17 protein-coding genes are annotated in these 18,758 nt (G+C 37.2%); 8 read left to right on the top strand and 9 right to left on the bottom strand.

The window, feature by feature from the left end:
- Nucleotides 1-37: 37 nt before the first annotated feature.
- Nucleotides 38-1,048: a tryptophan--tRNA ligase gene (trpS, locus tag BUB96_RS04290; RefSeq protein WP_073296968.1), complete on the bottom strand. Its 1,011-nt coding sequence runs from the start codon at nt 1,046-1,048 to the stop codon at nt 38-40.
- 508 nt (nt 1,049-1,556) lie between these two features.
- Between trpS and BUB96_RS04285 the strand changes: the two genes are divergently transcribed.
- The 4 genes from BUB96_RS04285 (at nt 1,557) to BUB96_RS04270 (ending at nt 4,978) form a co-directional block, all read left to right on the top strand.
- A complete protein-coding gene (locus BUB96_RS04285) occupies nt 1,557-2,735 on the top strand; it encodes a glycosyltransferase (RefSeq protein WP_073296964.1) in 1,179 nt (392 codons plus the stop codon).
- A gap of 31 nt (nt 2,736-2,766) precedes the next feature.
- On the top strand, nt 2,767-3,411 hold the full coding sequence (locus BUB96_RS04280) for a TVP38/TMEM64 family protein (protein ID WP_073296961.1): 645 nt from the start codon (nt 2,767-2,769) through the stop codon (nt 3,409-3,411).
- Between the two features lie 12 nt (nt 3,412-3,423).
- Nucleotides 3,424-4,455 carry a glycosyltransferase family 4 protein gene (locus BUB96_RS04275; RefSeq protein WP_073296958.1) on the top strand — a complete coding sequence of 344 codons (1,032 nt, stop codon included), beginning with the start codon at nt 3,424-3,426 and terminating at the stop codon, nt 4,453-4,455.
- An 82-nt stretch (nt 4,456-4,537) separates the two neighbouring features.
- The gene (locus BUB96_RS04270; RefSeq protein ID WP_073296955.1) at nt 4,538-4,978 is read left to right on the top strand and encodes a YaiI/YqxD family protein; all 441 of its coding nucleotides are present in this window, start codon (nt 4,538-4,540) and stop codon (nt 4,976-4,978) included.
- Between the two features lie 28 nt (nt 4,979-5,006).
- Here the strand turns inward: BUB96_RS04270 and BUB96_RS04265 are convergent, their stop codons facing one another.
- Nucleotides 5,007-5,558 (bottom strand): TetR/AcrR family transcriptional regulator, encoded by a 552-nt coding sequence (locus tag BUB96_RS04265; RefSeq protein ID WP_073296952.1) that lies wholly within the window; start codon nt 5,556-5,558, stop codon nt 5,007-5,009.
- 209 nt (nt 5,559-5,767) lie between these two features.
- On the opposite strand from BUB96_RS04265, the gene BUB96_RS04260 reads away from it, so the two are divergent.
- Complete coding sequence (locus tag BUB96_RS04260) at nt 5,768-6,469, top strand: ABC transporter ATP-binding protein (RefSeq protein WP_073296949.1); 702 nt, start codon at nt 5,768-5,770, stop codon at nt 6,467-6,469.
- Nucleotides 6,470-6,499: 30 nt separating this feature from the next.
- Nucleotides 6,500-9,889 (top strand): FtsX-like permease family protein, encoded by a 3,390-nt coding sequence (locus BUB96_RS04255; RefSeq protein WP_084136836.1) that lies wholly within the window; start codon nt 6,500-6,502, stop codon nt 9,887-9,889.
- A gap of 101 nt (nt 9,890-9,990) precedes the next feature.
- Here the strand turns inward: BUB96_RS04255 and BUB96_RS04250 are convergent, their stop codons facing one another.
- Complete coding sequence (locus tag BUB96_RS04250; protein WP_073296943.1) at nt 9,991-10,944, bottom strand: 2-hydroxyacid dehydrogenase; 954 nt, start codon at nt 10,942-10,944, stop codon at nt 9,991-9,993.
- 760 nt (nt 10,945-11,704) lie between these two features.
- Here BUB96_RS04250 and BUB96_RS04245 point away from each other — a divergent pair.
- Nucleotides 11,705-12,334, top strand: coding sequence for a carbonic anhydrase (locus BUB96_RS04245; protein ID WP_073296940.1), 630 nt, complete (start codon nt 11,705-11,707; stop codon nt 12,332-12,334).
- A gap of 166 nt (nt 12,335-12,500) precedes the next feature.
- Nucleotides 12,501-13,784 (top strand): competence/damage-inducible protein A, encoded by a 1,284-nt coding sequence (locus BUB96_RS04240; RefSeq protein ID WP_073296937.1) that lies wholly within the window; start codon nt 12,501-12,503, stop codon nt 13,782-13,784.
- Between the two features lie 118 nt (nt 13,785-13,902).
- On the opposite strand, the gene BUB96_RS04235 is transcribed toward BUB96_RS04240, so the two are convergent.
- From BUB96_RS04235 to BUB96_RS04210, 6 genes are all read right to left on the bottom strand, one after another.
- Nucleotides 13,903-14,808 (bottom strand): DUF368 domain-containing protein, encoded by a 906-nt coding sequence (locus tag BUB96_RS04235; RefSeq protein ID WP_073297081.1) that lies wholly within the window; start codon nt 14,806-14,808, stop codon nt 13,903-13,905.
- Nucleotides 14,809-14,940: 132 nt separating this feature from the next.
- A complete protein-coding gene (gene gloB, locus BUB96_RS04230; protein WP_073296934.1) occupies nt 14,941-15,657 on the bottom strand; it encodes a hydroxyacylglutathione hydrolase in 717 nt (238 codons plus the stop codon).
- A gap of 87 nt (nt 15,658-15,744) precedes the next feature.
- On the bottom strand, nt 15,745-16,158 hold the full coding sequence (locus BUB96_RS04225) for a hypothetical protein (RefSeq protein WP_073296930.1): 414 nt from the start codon (nt 16,156-16,158) through the stop codon (nt 15,745-15,747).
- A gap of 149 nt (nt 16,159-16,307) precedes the next feature.
- The gene (gene yghU / locus BUB96_RS04220) at nt 16,308-17,093 is read right to left on the bottom strand and encodes a glutathione-dependent disulfide-bond oxidoreductase (RefSeq protein ID WP_073296927.1); all 786 of its coding nucleotides are present in this window, start codon (nt 17,091-17,093) and stop codon (nt 16,308-16,310) included.
- Nucleotides 17,094-17,163: 70 nt separating this feature from the next.
- A complete protein-coding gene (locus BUB96_RS04215; RefSeq protein WP_143274275.1) occupies nt 17,164-17,355 on the bottom strand; it encodes a hypothetical protein in 192 nt (63 codons plus the stop codon).
- Nucleotides 17,356-17,429: 74 nt separating this feature from the next.
- Complete coding sequence (locus BUB96_RS04210; protein ID WP_073296921.1) at nt 17,430-18,587, bottom strand: aminotransferase class I/II-fold pyridoxal phosphate-dependent enzyme; 1,158 nt, start codon at nt 18,585-18,587, stop codon at nt 17,430-17,432.
- Nucleotides 18,588-18,758 lie beyond the last annotated feature (171 nt).

The raw sequence follows: 18,758 nt of genomic DNA, 5'->3' as shown, positions 1-18,758 counted from the left end.
CCTTTTCAAATTTACTTTGTATTTTTATATGTGTGGATTAAAAATAATTTATTCCCATAGCTGATTTTACTTCATCAAGTGTTCTAGCTGCCACTCGCTCGGCTTCTTCGCTTCCTTGTTTCAACATATCCAACACATACCCTTTATCTTCTTCATATTCTGCTCGACGTGTACGAATCGGCTCAAGCACATTTTGTAAGACATCGACTAAATAACGTTTAATCTTAACATCCCCTAAGCCTCCACGTTGGTAATGTTCTTTCAATTCCGCTACTTTTTCCTTATCGGGATCAAAAATATCAAGATACGTAAACACAACATTTCCTTCCACTTGACCCGGATCTTCCACGCGAATATGGTTTGGATCAGTATACATTTTCATGACTTTCTTCTCGACTTCGTCTGCCGAATCCGATAAATAAATGCCATTATTTAGCGATTTACTCATTTTCCCTCGACCATCAATCCCCACCAATCGACCTTGACCTTTTGGAGGCAACATCAATTCGGGTTTAACCAAAGCTTCCGTGTCATAAATACGATTAAAATCCCGTACGATTTCGCGAGTCTGTTCTAACATTGGCTTTTGGTCATCGCCTACGGGTACATGTGTGGCTTTGAAAGCTGTAATGTCTGCCGCTTGGCTGACAGGATACACTAAAAAGCCCGCAGGTAAACTCTTTTCAAATCCTTTTTCTTTGATTTCACTTTTAACGGTTGGATTTCGTTCCAATCGAGCTACCGTCACTAAGTTTAAATAATAAACGGTTAGTTCTGGCAGTTGTGGAATTTGAGATTGGATAAAAATAGTAGATTTTCTTGGATCCAACCCTACTGCTAAATAATCTAACCCGACTTCAAATAAGCTCTCTTGTATTTTTTTAGGGTTTTCTGCGTTATCTGTTAATCCTTGTTGATCTGCAATCATAATGAACATTTGGTTATTTGGATCCTCTTGTAGTTTCACACGATTATGAAGCGAACCTACATAATGCCCTAAATGTAATTTTCCTGTTGGACGATCTCCTGTTAGTATTACTTTTCCCATGCGTGGTCAATCCCCTTACAATAATTTCTATTCATTATAGCTTATTTTTTAGTATTTTTCACGAGTTGAGGAAGGTTTTCTTCTCAAAATCCTTAGAAAACCTAGATTCCTTAGTCCACTACACAAACCTCTCTCAGTGAACTTCATTTAAATATAGTTTTTTAATTAGTTACGCAGAAATTCATTTACCTTATACTTTTTTGGAATTGTTATCACATAAAGAAATTTACCTTATACACTTTCGAAAGGGTTCGTACATAAAATTTTTTTACCGAAATTCGTTCTAAAAACTAGTCAATGGAAGCAATACACTATATAATTGTGAAGAAAATATGAAAAGAATTAGACTAAAGACCGATGGCAAAGCAGATTATTTTTTGTATTCTTTTAGTAATACACGTACTCTCTTGTTTATTTTCTCTTTACATAGTTCAAACATTTTATTTATCCCTTATTTTTAAGCAACATAAAACATCCGAGTACATGTAGGGTAGAAAGGAATTAAAAAATGAAAATTCTACTTGCAACCGATTTATATTTACCTGCAGTGAATGGCGTAGTCACATCTACTGTTTCGTTGAAGCGGTCTTTGGAAAGTTTAGGCCATGATGTTCGCGTTCTGACTCTTTCAGATATTGGCTACATTGATATGGACCAAGATATTTATGCCATTTCTTCCATGAACGTCAATAAAATTTATCCAGGCGCACGCGTGCGTTTTTTCCGTGATCGTCCGATTTTAACCGAGATTATTCACTGGAAACCCGATATCATTCATACGCAAAGTGAATTTAGTGCATTTCAGATGGCAAAGTACATTACACATTATCTGCCAATCCCTATCATTCACACGTACCATACCGTCTATGAGGATTACACGCACTACTTTTCTCCAAGCAAGAAGATGGGTCGAAAGATTGTCGCCCTCTTCACTAAAACACGATTAAAAGAGGCGCAGGCAATCATTGCCCCCACGAATAAGGTCGCCCGGTTATTAACAGAGTATGAAGTCGAAAAACCCATTCGTGTCATTCCGACGGGGATTGAACTTAATCACTTCCAAAACAGAGCAAGTAAAGAGCAGTTAGCGAATTTAAGACGACGTTATGGGATACCAAAAGATGCCTTTTTGATGGTTTCTTTGGGTCGTTTAGGGAAAGAGAAAAATATTGAGGAGCTTCTTTATTTTTTATCCATGATTAAGACAAAGCCTTATTTTTTAATTGTTGGGGATGGACCGAATCATTATCATCTTCGCCAATATACAAAAGAGCTGGGCTTAGAAAAGCAAGTTATTTTTACTGGGATGATTGCACCCAAAGATGTGCCAATTTATTATCAAGTAGCGGATTTCTTCGTCAGTGCTTCAACAAGTGAAACCCAAGGATTGACTTATATCGAAGCGCTTGCCAGTGGACTTCCGGTGTTGTGTCGAGCGGATGAATCGATTGAAAATGTCATTATTGATGGTAAAAATGGTTTTCAATATCGGTCATTTAAAGAATTTGAAGCTTGTTTGTATACTTTGATTCAGCAGTCGAATGTTTCTCATGAGATGGAGACATTTGCCAGAAATTTTGCGAACACGCATTATTCTTCTACTTCATTTGGGGAACAGGTGGAGCAAATTTATGAAGAGGTTATTGAATCTTTTCCCACACACTCACTGATGCAAATAAACCGGTAAAATCATTCAATAAATTGGAGGTGGAGTAAAGATGTCCCAACAATTCCCAGAGGATTTTTCACAAGTCCATACTCAAGATAAGCATAAAGAAATAGTTCAATTTGGTCTCCATTTATTAAATCTATTAGGCATCGTTCTAACGTTGTATGCTTTATATTGGGGCTTTAAAAGTCAAGTATTCACTCAAGAAGAAGCACTAAGAGATCTACTAGCTACATTGGGACCTGCTGCACCTATTGGTTTTATTTTGATTCAAATCATCCAAACAGTGATCCCGATTATTCCAGGAGCATTAACGATTCCTATGGGGACGATGATTTTTGGTATGGGGTATGGTTTTGTCTTAAATTTCATTGGTATTATGGTGGGATCCGTCATGAATTTTATGTTAGCTAGAAAATTTGGTCGTCCTTTAGTTGAAATGATTATCGATGAAAAACAGTTCAATAAATATATCACTTGGCTGGATGAAAAGAACCGTTTTGATAAATTATTCACTTTTGGTATGTTCTTCCCCTTCTCTCCAGCAGACTTTTTATGCTATTTAGCGGGACTTTCAAATATTTCTTTCTATAAATATTTGTTAATTTTAACAACAGGTAAACCATTTACTCTATTCATCTACTCTTACGGAACGATGGGGATGCTAACTCTTTTCTTCCAGTTTTTTAATTAAAGGGGTGTGAAAATGCGTGTTTATTTATGTAGTGATTATCTCAACCAAATTAAGCAAAGTGGTGTAGGACGAGCAATTGAGCATCAACAAATGGCCTTAGATGAAGCGCAGATTCCGTACACATTAACAGGTGATGAACCTTACGAACTCCTTCATATAAACACTGTTTTTCTTAAGTCTTTTCTAAGAGCAAAAAAGGCAAAAAGTGAAGGAAAAAAAGTGGTTTATCACGCCCATTCAACGAAAGAAGACTTTAAAAATTCTTTTATTTTCGCCAATGCTCTGTCTTCTTTATTTGGCTGGTGGATTAAAAAATGTTATAACACCGCTGATTTAGTGCTTACTCCTTCTGAATATTCGAAAACTTTACTGATAAAAGAGGGCGTAAAAAGACCCATTGAAGTCCTTTCAAATGGGATTGATCTTAATTATTGGAAAAGCAACGCTGAAGAAGATCGTGCATTCAGAAAAGAATACCATATTAAGCCAGAGGAAAAATTGATTCTATCTGTAGGATTGCCGATTAAACGGAAAGGCATTCTTGATTTTGTCGAACTAGCTAAACGATTCCCAACCATTCAATTTATTTGGTTTGGTTACATGGATCCTCGTTTTTTGCCGAAAGAGATTTCCGCAGCACTTCAAACAGACTTACCTAATCTCCAGTTTCCAGGCTATATCGATCGAGAAGCCTTGCGTGTAGCGTATCAAGCTTGTGATTTGTATGTTTTTTTAACCCACGAAGAGACAGAAGGAATTGTTTTATTAGAAGCTTTAGCTAGTAAAACCGACACTCTTATCCGTGATATCCCAGTATTTAATCCTGATTATGTAGATGGGGTTAATATTTATAAAGGAACCGATATTGAGGCCTTTCAGTCGATCATAGAGGCTTTATTTGAAGAGAAGATACCTTCTTTAGTCGATGAAGGCTATCAGGAAGTTTCGAAAAAAAGTATTCCTTCAATTGGCTCAAAGCTTAAAACGTTCTATGCAAAAGTCCTCCACCAAGACTCTCAAGAAGTTTTTACAAATAAAGAATAAAAAACGCTCTGATTCTTAGTATTTATTCTATACTAAGTAGGAGTGTTTTATTTTTGAACGTTTAAAAGAAAGGTTGATTGTTATGAAAATAATCGTAGATGCGGATGCTGCACCTGTTAAAAATGAAGTGATTCAACTTGCCGGAGAATATAACTTGCCTGTCGTTTTTGTTTCAAACATTGCACACTATTCTTTAGCGTCTTATCCTGACTATGTGAAGACTATTTATGTCGAAAAAGGAGCAGATCGTGCGGATTTTAAAATTGTTCAACTTGCAAATAAAGGAGATATCGTCATTACACAAGACTATGGCCTAGCTTCGCTCCTTCTGCCTAAAGGTTGCCGAGTAGCTCACCATTTAGGTTATGAATATACAAATGAGAACATTGAACGTTTGCTTCAAAATCGTCATTTAGGAGCACTCAAAAGAAAAAGTGGCGAGCGCACGAAAGGACCAAAACCTTTCACAGAAGCGAACCGGCAACAGTTTGTTTCCTTTTTTAAACAATTATTAGAGGAATAAAACTTCTCTTTATCTCGTCTTTGTTCCTCTACTCTATTTTCCCTGTCAACTTTAAAATTAAGTTGCTCATTTCCTCCGTAGTTTCTGGCGTTCCATCGTTTAGCCACTTATGTAAGATGCTAATACAGCCCGTAAGTTGGAATGAAAGAACATAATTTTTTGTTCGTTCATCCAATTCTTGATAGTCTTTGATTGAGACGATTTCTGTCATACTCATTACTTTATGTTGAATATCAGGGTCACAATTATCACTTAATAAGGCTTTAAAGACATCCGCATTCTCTTTTACATAATCTAAAATTTGGTTCAACGCTTGTACAGTACGATCCGCATCCCAATTTCGATTAAGGTCTTGTAAATGACTTTGAATATCCTTTAGCGCTTCTTCGGTAATGTATTGCAATAAGTCATATTGATCTTGAAAGTGTGCATAAAAAGTACTGCGATTTACATCTGCTAGCTCACATAAAGCAACCACTGAAATTTTACTAATATGTTCTTCTTGCAACAATTCAATCATCGCTTCTTTTAATGTGCGAAGTGTGTATTTCACTCGACGATCCATTTTTTTCTGCTTCATTCTTTTCCCCTCCATTTTGTTCTTTTTCCTTCTACTACATATTCAAACACTTTTAAACAACATTTTTCCAACACTGATGGTTGTTATCATACGCCATGTTGATTATAATAATTTATGTAAGAAATTGCAAGACTCCTTAATTTTATGGAGCTTAGTCAACTAAACAAAATATAAAAGGAAGAATAACTCGTATTTAAAGAGGTGAAAAGATGTCTTATATTGATGTAATGAATGAATCGAAATTTTACGGTGAAGGGGACACCCAAATTGCCGCAAATGACAAAGTGTCTTTTTCAATTGCTGAAAATGAATTTGCGATTATTGTAGGACCGAGTGGCGCGGGCAAATCTACTTTATTAAATATTTTAGGGGGTATGGATACCCCGGATGAAGGGCAGATTTTAATTGATGGGACGGATATCGCCCAATTTAACGAAAAACAATTAACCAATTATCGACGAGAAGATATTGGGTTTATTTTCCAAAATTATAATTTAATTCCAAATTTAACGACCTTAGAAAATGTTGAGATGGCTGCAGAACTAGTTGATCATCCTTTAAATCCAGAAGAAGTTGTTGAAGCAGTAGGTTTAGGCCACCGAATAAATAACTTTCCGGCGCAACTTTCAGGAGGCGAACAACAGCGAGTAGCGATCGCTCGAGCACTCGTTAAAAAACCGAAGCTACTTTTATGTGATGAGCCGACTGGCGCGCTTGACTATCAAACAGGGAAACAAGTCTTATCCCTTTTGTACCAATCCAAGGAACTGTACAACGCGACTGTTTTAGTCATTACTCATAACCGAGCATTAACCCCCATGGCGGATCGGGTCATTGATATTAGTGACGCGAAAGTGTTAACAAATGAATACAATGAACACCCAACACCAATTGCTGATATTGAATGGTAAGACAATACTTTTTACAAGAGGAGGTCAATTATGCAGTATAAAGCTATTTGGAAGGACACCTTCCGCGAGCTTTCCCATTCCGTGATGCGATTTCTTGCCATTTTAATTATCATCTTTTTGGGGGTCGGTTTTTACGTCGGTTTAAGCGCTACTGGTCCGAATATGATGAAAACAGCGGACGAATACTTTTCAGATCATCATCTAATGGACTTTCGCGTACTGTCTACTTATGGACTCACCGATGAAGATTTAACGGATCTAAATAATCTTTCCGGCTATACCATTCAGAGTCACTCAGCCAATGATTTTGTCCTTGAAAATTCTTCTGAAACCATTCGCTTATACAACTATGATTTAGAAGACGGCCAAAAGATCAATGATTATTATGTTGTTGATGGACGTCTCCCAGAAGTTTCTGGTGAAATTGCGCTTGATGCCAACGAAGGTTTTCTCTCCGATGTAAACATTGGTGAAACCATCACCCTAAAAAACGGCGAAGATGTCGGCGAACCCGAAAAAAATCTCCATCAGCAAACCTTTGAAGTTGTCGGTTTTGTTCACAGTCCCCTATTTATTGAACTCCCTTCTCGAGGGAACACGACGATGGGAAGTGGAACGCTAAATGGATTTGGTGTAATCCCTGAAGAAGATTACGATACAGAGCTTCAAAGTGAAGCTTATCTTACGGTTGATGGCACTGATAACGATGAAGCTTATTCAGAAGAATATGATGCAGATATCGAACAGAAAAAGTCAGAATTAGAAGAACGTTTAACACAACTAGAAACTCGACGAACTGAAGAAATTAAAAATGAAATTCAAAAAGAAATTGATGACGGTTGGGCAGAAATTGAAGAAGGCGAACAAGAGTTAGCTGATGCAAAAGTGGAACTTGATGATGCCCGAACAGAACTCGATGAGGGATGGGCAGAAGTTGAAGAAGGACGAGCAGAACTTAAAAATGAAACAGCGAATGCACGTCATGAAATCGAGCAAAACGAAGCCCAGCTTCAAGAAGAGCTCAATAATTTAAATGCACAAGAACAAGCGCTTGTTCAACAAAGAGAAGAGCTACAAACTGAACTCAATAATTTAGAGGGTGCCGAAGAAGAAATGGCAGCCGGTAAAAAGCAGTTAGAACAAGGGGTCGAGGAAATCAATACTGGATTAGCTGAAATTGAGAGCAATCGCGAAGCTATTTTACAAGGGATCGAAGAAATCGACCAAGCAATTGCTGAACTTGAAGCTGCTTTAGAAAATCCTTTATTGCCTCCAGACACCATTGAAGAAATGCAAGCACAACTCACTACCTTAGAAGAAAAACGAGAGGAAGTTAGCGCACCCCTTCAACAAGAAGACCAGCTTATGGCGCAAAAAGAAGAGCTTCAAGCACAACTTGAGCAACTACAAGCGCAAGAACAAGAATTAGTCGCTGGTCGATTGGCTCTGTCCGATGGGCTCGAACAAATCGAGGAAGGCTTTGTTCAAATCGAAGATGGACGTCAACAAATCAATGCCGGTTTTGAGGAAATTGAACAAGCCAAACGAACCTTAGAAACAGAAACAACTAATGCAGAAGCAGGGTTAGAAGAAGCGGAAGCCGAGCTCAATAAAGGAGAAGCAGATTATCAAGAAGGACTCGAAACCTTCGAAAGTGAACAAGAAACTGCGCAAAAAGAAATGAAAAAGGCACGGGCAGAATTAAAAGAAGCGGAACAAGATTTAGCCGACTTGCCTGCACCTGAATACCTTCTTTATGACCGATCAGATAATCCTGGTTATTTAGAATATAAAGACAATGCCGAACGTCTATCGATAATCGCTATGGTGTTTCCGGTATTTTTCTTCCTCATTGCCATATTTATTTCATTTACGACAATGACGCGGATGGTAGATGAAGAGCGTGAGTATATTGGGATTATGAAATCTTTAGGCTATGCGAACCATCATATTTTAACGAAGTTTATTACGTATGCCGTTTTGGCAACTTCGATTGGGTCGATACTGGGGCTCATTGTGGGTTATATGTTTATCCCGAATATCATTTTCTTTGCTTACAGTTCAATGTATAATTTCCCAGAAACGGTTCTCCAAGGGTATCCTTTGTATACAAGTATTGCATTAGTAGCAGCCTTTGTGTCTACTGTAGGCGCGAGTTTATTAGCGGTCCGTCATTCTCTAAAAAGTAATGCTGCTATATTGCTTCAGCCAAAAGCACCTAAAAAAGGTTCACGAATTTGGTTAGAACGTCTGCCCTTTATTTGGAAAAGACTTAGCTTTAACTATAAGATCACGTTCCGAAATGTCTTTCGGTATAAATCCCGGATGCTGATGACGATTCTAGGCGTAGCTGGAAGTACGGGGCTTATTCTGACCGGTTTTGGAATTTCTGATTCCATTGGTGACATTCCAGACATTCAATACGGCGAGATTTATCAATTTCAAGCTTATGTCGCACTGAATCCAAATCTAGAAAAAGACGAAATTGATAGCTTCAACGAAACCATTGAAAAAGATGAACGAATTGAGGATCATTTACTCGTCACACAAGACACTGCCACGGCTGAAAAAGAAGACTTAAATGAACAAGAAATCACCCTCTTTGTTCCAAATGACCCTTCACAAATAAATAATTTTGTGAAACTTAAGGATTATGAAAGCGAAACGGTGCATACGTTAGACGACTCAGGGGCTTACCTCACACAAAAACTGGCTCAATTATTTGAAGTAGAGACTGGTGATACGTTAGAAATCCTTGGCGATAATGATGAGATATGGGAAGTTGCTGTTGCAGGAGTGGTTGAGAATTATATCGGTCACACCCTCTACATGACCCCTGCCTATTATGAAGAAATGACAGGAGAAACAAATGGAGAGCCCAATCTTGAACTGATCGAATATGATCCAAAAGCTTTGGATGAAACAGAATTAGGTAGAGAGCTGATGGATGAAGATGAAGTGATTGGCGTCAACTATGTTTCAGATGTTGCCCATAGCTTTAGCGGAACTTTAGATAGTCTTGATTTAATTACTCAAATTCTTATTATTTCTGCAGCTGCCTTAGCCTTTATTGTGTTGTATAATTTAACCAATATCAACGTGTCTGAGCGACAGCGTGAACTTTCTACCATAAAAGTTTTAGGAAGTCATGATCATGAAGTGACTTTATATATTTACCGAGAAAATATTATCTTAACCATTCTTGGTATTCTCGTTGGTTTAGGCTTTGGGACTCTACTCACTGACTTTATTATGGATACGATGGAAGTCGATATGTTAGTCTTTGGCCGCGAAATTCATTTGAGTAGTTATCTTTACTCAAGTTTATTGACGATTCTCTTTAGCATTATCGTGATGCTAGTCATTCACTATCAATTAAAACGAATCGATATGGTCGAAGCCTTAAAAGCAAATGACTAAAAAAATTGACCCTCGAAAGTTAGATTTTTTACTCTAACTTTCGAGGGTCAATTCATTTATAGTGAATACAAAAGAAACTTTTCAAAAAATTTATTCGTTTTTTATTGAACGATATTTTGAGGATTCCCTGCTATGAATTTCTCTATATTTTCAAAGGCAATTTGAGCTCGAGTAACCATCGCTTCATCGGTTAAGTAAGCCACATGGGGAGTTAATACAGCATTTTTTGCTGTTAGTAAAGGATAATCTTTTGAAAGAGGCGGTTCCTCATCAAAAACATCAATCCCAGCTCCTGCAATTTTTTCCTCATTTAATAATTCTGCTAGGGCTTTATTGTCAATGATTGGCCCGCGAGCTGCATTGATTAAAATCGCTTCTGATTTCATCAACGCTAATTTTTCTTTGGATAGTAGATGGGTTGTTTCATTATTTAAAGGTAAATGAACACTAACAATATCACTTTTTTGAAGTAAATCGTCTAAAGAAACATAGTCTAATCCTAGTTCTTTGGCAGATTCTTTTTCTGAGCGGTTATAACCAATCAATTCTGCACCAAAAGCTTTAAATAGTCTTGCGGCCTCTAATCCAATATTTCCCGTTCCAATAATCCCCACGGTTTTTCCTTTAATTTCATTTCCTTGAATAATAGAAACTTCTTCACCTAATCGCACACTCTGATTTCCAAAACTTATTTTTCGAAGAACATCAAGCGTTAAACCCAGAACAAGTTCGGCTACTGCTGTATTGGAATAGCCTGCAGCATTTGCGATTTGAATATTTTGTGCTTTAGCTGCTTGTTGATCAACATGATCAACGCCTGTAAAAGCTACATTAATTAATTTTAAATTTTCAGCATGCTGGAAAGCTCTCTTCGGATAAGGATTATTCGCAATCATTACAATATCGGCATCCTTACTACGTTTTGCCAGTTCTTCTATATTTGTTGTTTCTTCCTTATAATACACAAATTTATGACCTGCTTTTTCTAAAGGTCTGGCTAATTCTTCAATCAATGCATCCGGTACACGTAAAGGTTCTAACAGTTTAATAATCACTTCTAAGGCCCCTCTTTCAAAATTTATTCTTTCTATTAGTATAGCATGTTTCTTTTGAGAGTTTTTGGAACACCTCAACTTACTTGCACGCACTTATTTGTAATCTTTGCGTTTTGAGCCTTACTTGCGCGCACTTATTTGAAATCTGTGCGGGGTAACCCTTACTTGCACACACTTATGCGTAATCTTTGCGTGGTAACCCTTACTTGCACGCACTTATTTGAAATTTGTGCGGGGTGAGCCTTGCTTGCACGCACTTATTTGGATTTTTTGCGGAGTGAGCCTTGCTTGCGCGCACTTATTTGGATTTTTTGCGGAGTGAGCCTTGCTTGCGCGCACTTATTTGAAATTTGTGCGTGGTAGGCATTACTTACGCGCATTTATTCATAATTTGTGCGTGGTAACCCTTACTTGCACGCACTTATTTGAAATTTGTGCGTGGTGAGCCTTGCTTGCACACACTTATGCGTAAATCTTTGCGTGGTAACCCTTACTTGCACGCACTTATGCGTATCTTGTGCGTGGTAACCCTTACTTGCGCGCACTTATTTGTAATCTTTGCGGGATAAGCCCTACTTGCACGCACTTATTCGTATTTTATGTGTGCTGGGCTTTTCCAGCGATTTTCTAAAGATGCTATAAACTAGCTAAAAAAAAACAAGTGCAATTTAAACTACATCACACAAAGCTTTTAAGTTCTTTTTAGATGCATAATATAGTACAATTTTTATATTCCACTTTAGATTGGAGCAACTGAAACATGAATTCAACAACTAAAAAGGGACTTTCCTATTTTAAAAAAAATACCTATAAAGAGCACGAAGAATTATTTCACAAATTAAAAGATAATCAACATCCCCATACACTTTTTATTGCCTGTTCGGACTCCAGAGTCAGTCCCGAATTGATTACGGATAGTCTACCTGGAGAAATTTTTACGATTCGAAATATCGCAAACACTGTTCCCTCTTTGCAGCAGGAGCCTTATGATTTCACTACACTATCGTCCATTGAATACGCCATTCAAGTTTTAAAGGTCGAACAAATTATTATTTGTGCCCATTCAAATTGTGGCGGATGTGCGGCTGCTCTTTCAACAGTGGAATCTTTAATAGATCTTCCCTATACAAAAGAATACCTGAAACCATTAGCAGGGGTTCGAGAAAAAGTTGAAGAAAAACAGGCCAGAAAAGAACAGCTTTCAAAAGCTACTCTAATGGAACAAGAAAATGCCGTTGAGCAACTCAACCATTTATACGAATATCCTGAAATTCGTGAGCGGGTTGAACGTGGAGAACTCACTTTAGAAGCTTGGCATTATGATATTGATTCTGGGACCGTCCTTATTTACGATGAAAAATCAGAGGAATTCCATCCTCCAGTGGATTAAAATATTATTTTCCAGCTTTAATTTTGAAATGTTCACTAAGACCCTTTAATTTAAACAACACAAATAGGGTCATTTTGATTCATTCTTTTTGAAACCTATGCTAGAGTAAAAGAAAAAGGTGCCAGATCAGTTATGCACGAATGAAAATATGGAGGGTTCACATGAAATGAAAGCAGAAATCATTGCAGTCAATTCTCATCTACTCAGAGGTCAAGTAGCGAATGAAAATGCGCGTTTTTTAGCCCGTGAATTAGCCCCTTTAGGAATTTCCATTAATCGAAGCACCATACTTAAAGATGATGCAGAAGATTTAAAAGAAGCCCTTGAGCTTGCGAAAAAACACTCAGATTTAATTGTGATTACAGGTGGTTTAGGCCCAGATAAAAATGATATTACCAAAAAAGCACTTTCTGAATATTTAGATGTCCCCTTAGTGTTAGACAATGAAACACAAAATCGAATTATCTCTTATCATCAAAACTCGGGTCTAACAATGCCTGAATATAATCAACTTCAAGCAATGATCCTAATGAATTCTACACTTTTAGAAAACGTCACAGGCTTAGCGGCAGGATTTCTCTATATGCAAGAAGATACAACCTATATTCTTTTACCCGGCCCTTTTGATGAACTTAAGCCTATGTTTTTAGAACAAGCTTACCCGCTCATTGTCGAAGAATTGCTCGATCGTCCTATTTTTAAAACAAAAAAATATTCAGTATATGGTCTGACTCTAGCACAACTTAATGATCGATTGAGCCCTCTCATTCAATATGAGGGAAACCCATTCGTTGGTATTTACTTTGAAAAGGATGAGGCTGAAATTCAAATTACCGCTAGAGCGAGTACCGAAAAGGAAGCTGAAAAGCGACTCAACAAAACCGCAAAAAAAGTGAAAGAACACATTGGAGATTATATTTATGGAAAAGACGAAAAGCGTTTAGCTCACGTCGTTAAACAATTACTAAAAGAACAAGGAAAGAAAATTACCGCAGCTGAAAGCCTGACCGGTGGATCGTTTCTCGATGTCATTTCTGGTGAGCCTGAATCCAGTGAAATTTTCGAAGGTGGAGTGGTCACCTATAGCGAGCATATTAAACATAACGTATTAAAAGTCACGACAGAAACACTTGAAAAACATGGCGTCGTCAGCCCTCAATGTGCGATCGAAATGGCTGAAAATGCCCGACACCTCTTTGAAGCCGATCTGGCCATTTCACTAACAGGTGTCGCCGGTCCCTCTTCCCTCGAAGGAGAAATCCCCGGAACTGTTTGGATTGGCCTGGCTCAAGAGGGAAAAGAAACCTTTGCGAAAAAATTCCATTTCGGCTACAAGCGCGACAGAAATCGCCGAAATTCAGTATTATCCGCCTTGAACTTAGCTCGCTTAACATTATTAGAAGAACCGATAGAAGACCAAGTATTTCTAGAAACAAAAGACGAGCAGTAAATCAAAGAAACTAAAACCTCTCCCCCTTGTCAGAAACACGAATTAGTTTCTAAAAATACCCAGAAAAGAAAGAAACTTTCCATTGCTGGTTTTCAATGGAAAGTTTCTTTTAAAATTATTATTCAGTTATCTTATCCTCTAATTTCCCCAAATAAAAAGTAATATAAAAACTAAGAGCCATAAGTGCTATCCCAACAAGTAATGTGGGTCCCATATTTTCTGAGGAAAGACTTGAAAAAGCATCGGTATTATATAAAACACTAAAAGGCGAAGCAATCACTAATCCTAAGATACCACTGTATGTAATACTTGGAAAATTCAAAAATAAAAATTCAAGAAGCTTACTAATCACAAATACACCAACAATAACACCTATACCAAAAGGAAAAATTAAAAGAAGATTTTCAAAGATTCCTACCCAATTAAAAGTTAAACTGTTTTTAAAAAAAAGATTCAATAACTGAATCAACGGATAATAATACCCAAGAACCATCAAAACTAAAGAACCGCTAACCCCTGGAATAATCATTGTTGCCGATGCAATAACGCCTAATACAAACATAATCAGGACCATACTGAATGAAAAGACTAAAGAACTCGAATCCATTGCCGGTTCCTGCATGAGAGAAAAACCAATAATAAAAATAACGAAGAAAAGAAAGACCAAAACATGCTTCAAAGAAACTTTTTCATTTTTCTTTCGTAGGGATTGTTTAAACTCCTGATTTAATATCGGCAGACCCCCGATAATTAAACCTACAAAAATCAAAGCCGTAAAAAAAGGAAACTCAGACAACAAAAACTCAATCGCATAAGAAAAGAAAAGGACACCGACAATAATGCCTACACCTAAAGGAAGTAAAAACCTAGCACTTCTTTTTTTATTTCTCATTAAATGAGTAATGGAGAAAATTAAATCATCATATATCCCCAAAGAAACAGCCATCGTTCCCCCACTTACCCCCGGAATAATATTTGAAACTCCAATTAACATCCCATTAAACACTAACCATAACAGTTTCATCCCCAGAATCCATCCTTTTAATTTCACTTTTTTGAATCTTCAACACTCCTAAATTTCAAACCTTCAATCATTATTTCAACTTTAAGGAGCAGATTATATTTTAGCATGAAAGGACAGATCTCCCCAGAACTTTCAGCCTATATTTCCTAAAAAATTATCCCGCAATTTCCGTAATCGCGTGAACTCTTCCTCTGTTTTTGCACGTAGCAATAAATTGATTTCCAATTCGCGGCCAATCGTAGAAGGTAGCGTCGGTTGGTCTTTTTCACGCCTCTTTCTAACTCCCTCTAACGCTTCGCCAATGACTGAATTTGTAGGTTCTATTGATTGTGCAAATTCTAAATTTGTCAGGGTATATTCATGTGCTGCATATACTTTTACCGACTTTTGAAGTTGAGCGAATATTTGTAACGTATTATATTGTGCGTGATAATCACCCGTAAAGACTCTCCCACATCCTCCAGAAAACAAAGCATCCCCACAAAAAAGTTGCTCCTCCATTAAATAACTAATGTGCCCTGCCGTATGCCCTGGCGTATCAAGGACCTCAAAATTCTTCCCATAGATTTCACAAACGTCCCCTGAATGAATTGTTTGATCATTAAACTCTTTTGTTTCCTCCGGTCCATAAATGATCGTTTTAGGATACTGAGCAACAATTGCTTCAACGCCTCCTACATGATCATCATGCTTATGAGTCAGTAAAATGGTCACTTCCTCAATCGTATGTTCCGCTAAATAAGCCAATACTTTACCCGATTCTCCAGGATCCACCACAATCACTTTTTCTTGTTCCTCAATGACCCAAATATAATTATCTGTAAATGCCTTGATTGGAAAAGTATGCATGCTGATAGCTCCTTTATCTATTTTGACTTTTGTCTCACATTTTCAAAAAAATAATAGTCTTCTGAAATTTTTTACGCTAAAAAAACTTTAGACCCAAATCTTCACTTCTAATAAATGGCCACATTTCGGACAACGAGCTTTATGTTGACCTCTTTTTCGTGGCAAACGCAAAGTGGTATGACACGCTGAACATTTACGATACCGGTAGGAACCGATATCTCTCATTCTTCGACCAAACAATTTTCCTTTTGACTTTGCAGCTCGTATAAACTTCAAAAAGGTTTGATTTTCTTTTTGTCTAGCATAGATATTTTTAGAAAATGCGCGATAAAAGGTCCAGATCACCAAACCAAAAATCAATACACTTAGAAAAGAATTACGAACAAATAATTGAACCACCTGCAACACAATAAAAAGAAGCGCACTCGCTATATAAAGCTGGTCCACCCCATAACGACCATACATAAAACGAGTTAATTTCCACTTTAACTTATTAAACATGCAAAGACTCCTCAAATAAAAAGATTTTAAGCAAACTATAACGTAAATATATGAAGGATATTTTAATAATTTGTAGCATTAAATCTAATTATCAATATATTCCCTTTAATAAAATTAAAAAATTCTATACTTATTCTATTCAAATATATTTACTTTTCGATTGGTTGATAATCAACGGTTAACCCTTTTTGGACTCCTGGTCGTTTTTCTACACGGTGAGCCCACTCTAAAAGATGCGTATACTCTTCAACATTTAAAAATTCTGCTGCACCTTCATATAAATCACCTAAAACAAGTCTTCCATACCATGGCCAAATCGCCATATCGGAAATTGTATACGTCTCTCCAGCAATATAAGTTCGTTCTGCTAAGTGTTTATCGAGCAAGTCAAGTTGTCGCTTAGTTTCCATTGTAAAGCGATCAATTGGATATTTCATAGGCTCAGGCGCATATGAGAAAAAATGTCCAAATCCACCACCGACGAAAGGTCCGGAACCAATTTGCCAAAATAGCCAATTCATTGTTTCTGTTCGTCCATGAATATCTGTTGGAAGAAACTGATTAAATTTTTCTGCTAAATAAAGAAGAATCGAGGCCGATTCAAAAATATTCAGGTGAGGGTTCTGACTTTGATCCACTAGTGCAGGGATTTTCGAGTTTGGATTCACCTCAACAAAATCCGAACCAAATTGGTCGCCTTCCCCAATATTAATTTCGTACAAGTCATAATCCGCCTCTGTTACACCTAATTCTTTTAGCTCTTCCAGCATGATTGTAATCTTTATTCCATTCGGTGTTCCCAGTGAATAAAGCTGAAAAGGGGCTTTTCCAACAGGTAACTTCTGCTCGAACCGTTTCCCTGCCGTCGGACGATTTCCCCCTTTTTTTGTATTTTTTTCTTCCCATTGCCACACTTTTGGTAGTTCATAGACCATCTTAAAACACTCCTTCATTTTTATATTTTTAGAATATATTCGTTTAAACTTCTTTGCAATTATCGATACCTTATCCATTATTTTTTGATTTTAAAAATTGAATGAGTAGGAGAGTTATGATAGAAACGATTAGACTAACGCCAAAAATCCACAAAAGAGCTTTTGGAATAGGAAGTTCTAATATCCAGAGAATGACCATTGTAAATAACGCAACAAAAGTAACTACCATATCAAATTTTAGGAAGTATTCAAATAGCATCATTTCTCTCTCCTCTTTAAATAAAGTTAGCAGGCAATATTTCTTTAAATCATATAAATAATAAAAAAATTTCTACTTTATACTAGAAGATAATCCTCTAAACGTTTAACCGCTTCTTTTAAGCTTTCTAAGCTGGCTGCATAACTCAAACGTAAGTAACCTGCTCCACCTGGACCAAAAGCAGAACCAGGAGTAAGCCCTACTTTTGCTTTCTGGGCTAATTCTAAAGCAAAAGCTTTATCCTCTTGATTTTGATTTTCAGGGATTTTCAAGAACAGATAGAACGCACCGATCGGAGAAGCCATTTCAAAGCCCAGTTTTTCAAGTTTTGGAATTAAAAAATTACGGCGTTCTTCATAAGCCTGACGCATGTATTCCATTTCTGCATCGCCATCTCGAAGCGCAGCAACGGCTGCTATCTGAATCGGTGTTGATACACAAGTCACCGTCGACTGGTGAACAACATAAAAATTTTGGTAAATATCTTCCGGAATAGCCATGTAACCTACTCGCATCCCTGTCATGGCGAAACTTTTTGATAAACCATTAAGGACAATTGTCTGTTCAGGGATGAATTTTGCGATTGATGCGTGCTTAAACCCATCATACATAAGGTCCGCATAGACTTCATCCGCCACACAATAGACTTCATGCTTTTTAATGACTTTCGCTAGATCCTTCAATTCCTTTTCGCTATAAGAAGTACCTATAGGATTACTTGGGTAATTCAAAAGGACATATTTTACATTTTTTTCTTTAGTTAGAACTTCGTCAAGTTTTTCTGCAGTGCATACAAAACCATCATTGGATGTATCTACATGAACCGGCACACCATGAGCGGTTTTGATAATATTGTCATACAGTGAAAAATAAGGAGCAGGAATCACCACTTTCTCGCCAGGATTTAATAACGCATTGGCTGCTACGGAAAGAGCTTCAGTTACACCGACCGTAACTAAAATCTGCTTATCAGCGTCATAACTCAAGTCGTAATGGCGCTTTAAGTAAGCGGCAATTTCCACACGCAATTCCTGTATCCCAGCCGAAGGAGCATAATGAGACTGATTATTTTTGATCGCTTTGATCGCCGTCTTTTTAACAAAATTTGGCATATCAAAATCAGGTTCCCCCATTGTAAATTTTAAAATATCTGGTATATCACTAATTTGCGCATCAAAATAGCGAATATAGTTTTCTTCTGTCGTTTCAAAATGTTTATTTGTAGAATGCTTCAAATCAATCTCTCCCTTTCTCTTTACTGTAATAATAACAGGAATGAATGCAATTTGAACTACTCCACCTTAAATCCTTTGGATTTTGAAGATGGAGATTCCTAAGAACTCCAACCTACTGGTCGGATTTTGATTAGGCTAACCCCGTAGTCCCTACGGTCTTGGAAGCTAAAA

Source organism: Atopostipes suicloacalis DSM 15692, assembly GCF_900129085.1.
GTDB classification, from domain to species: domain Bacteria; phylum Bacillota; class Bacilli; order Lactobacillales; family Carnobacteriaceae_A; genus Atopostipes; species Atopostipes suicloacalis.
Note: the sequence above shows the minus strand (reverse complement) of the source record. Positions and strands in the feature narration are given on the sequence as shown.

Coding starts and splice junctions, on each gene's coding strand:
- BUB96_RS04225 (WP_073296930.1), bottom strand. CDS start 16,158: ATGTTTAATAAGTTAAAGTGGAAATTAACTCGTTTTATGTATGGTCGT.
- BUB96_RS04280 (WP_073296961.1), top strand. CDS start 2,767: ATGTCCCAACAATTCCCAGAGGATTTTTCACAAGTCCATACTCAAGAT.
- BUB96_RS04275 (WP_073296958.1), top strand. CDS start 3,424: ATGCGTGTTTATTTATGTAGTGATTATCTCAACCAAATTAAGCAAAGT.
- gloB (WP_073296934.1), bottom strand. CDS start 15,657: ATGCATACTTTTCCAATCAAGGCATTTACAGATAATTATATTTGGGTC.
- trpS (WP_073296968.1), bottom strand. CDS start 1,048: ATGGGAAAAGTAATACTAACAGGAGATCGTCCAACAGGAAAATTACAT.
- BUB96_RS04240 (WP_073296937.1), top strand. CDS start 12,501: ATGAAAGCAGAAATCATTGCAGTCAATTCTCATCTACTCAGAGGTCAA.
- BUB96_RS04245 (WP_073296940.1), top strand. CDS start 11,705: ATGAATTCAACAACTAAAAAGGGACTTTCCTATTTTAAAAAAAATACC.
- BUB96_RS04215 (WP_143274275.1), bottom strand. CDS start 17,355: ATGATGCTATTTGAATACTTCCTAAAATTTGATATGGTAGTTACTTTT.
- BUB96_RS04285 (WP_073296964.1), top strand. CDS start 1,557: ATGAAAATTCTACTTGCAACCGATTTATATTTACCTGCAGTGAATGGC.
- BUB96_RS04265 (WP_073296952.1), bottom strand. CDS start 5,558: ATGAAGCAGAAAAAAATGGATCGTCGAGTGAAATACACACTTCGCACA.
- BUB96_RS04255 (WP_084136836.1), top strand. CDS start 6,500: ATGCAGTATAAAGCTATTTGGAAGGACACCTTCCGCGAGCTTTCCCAT.
- BUB96_RS04270 (WP_073296955.1), top strand. CDS start 4,538: ATGAAAATAATCGTAGATGCGGATGCTGCACCTGTTAAAAATGAAGTG.
- BUB96_RS04235 (WP_073297081.1), bottom strand. CDS start 14,808: ATGAAACTGTTATGGTTAGTGTTTAATGGGATGTTAATTGGAGTTTCA.
- yghU (WP_073296927.1), bottom strand. CDS start 17,093: ATGGTCTATGAACTACCAAAAGTGTGGCAATGGGAAGAAAAAAATACA.
- BUB96_RS04260 (WP_073296949.1), top strand. CDS start 5,768: ATGTCTTATATTGATGTAATGAATGAATCGAAATTTTACGGTGAAGGG.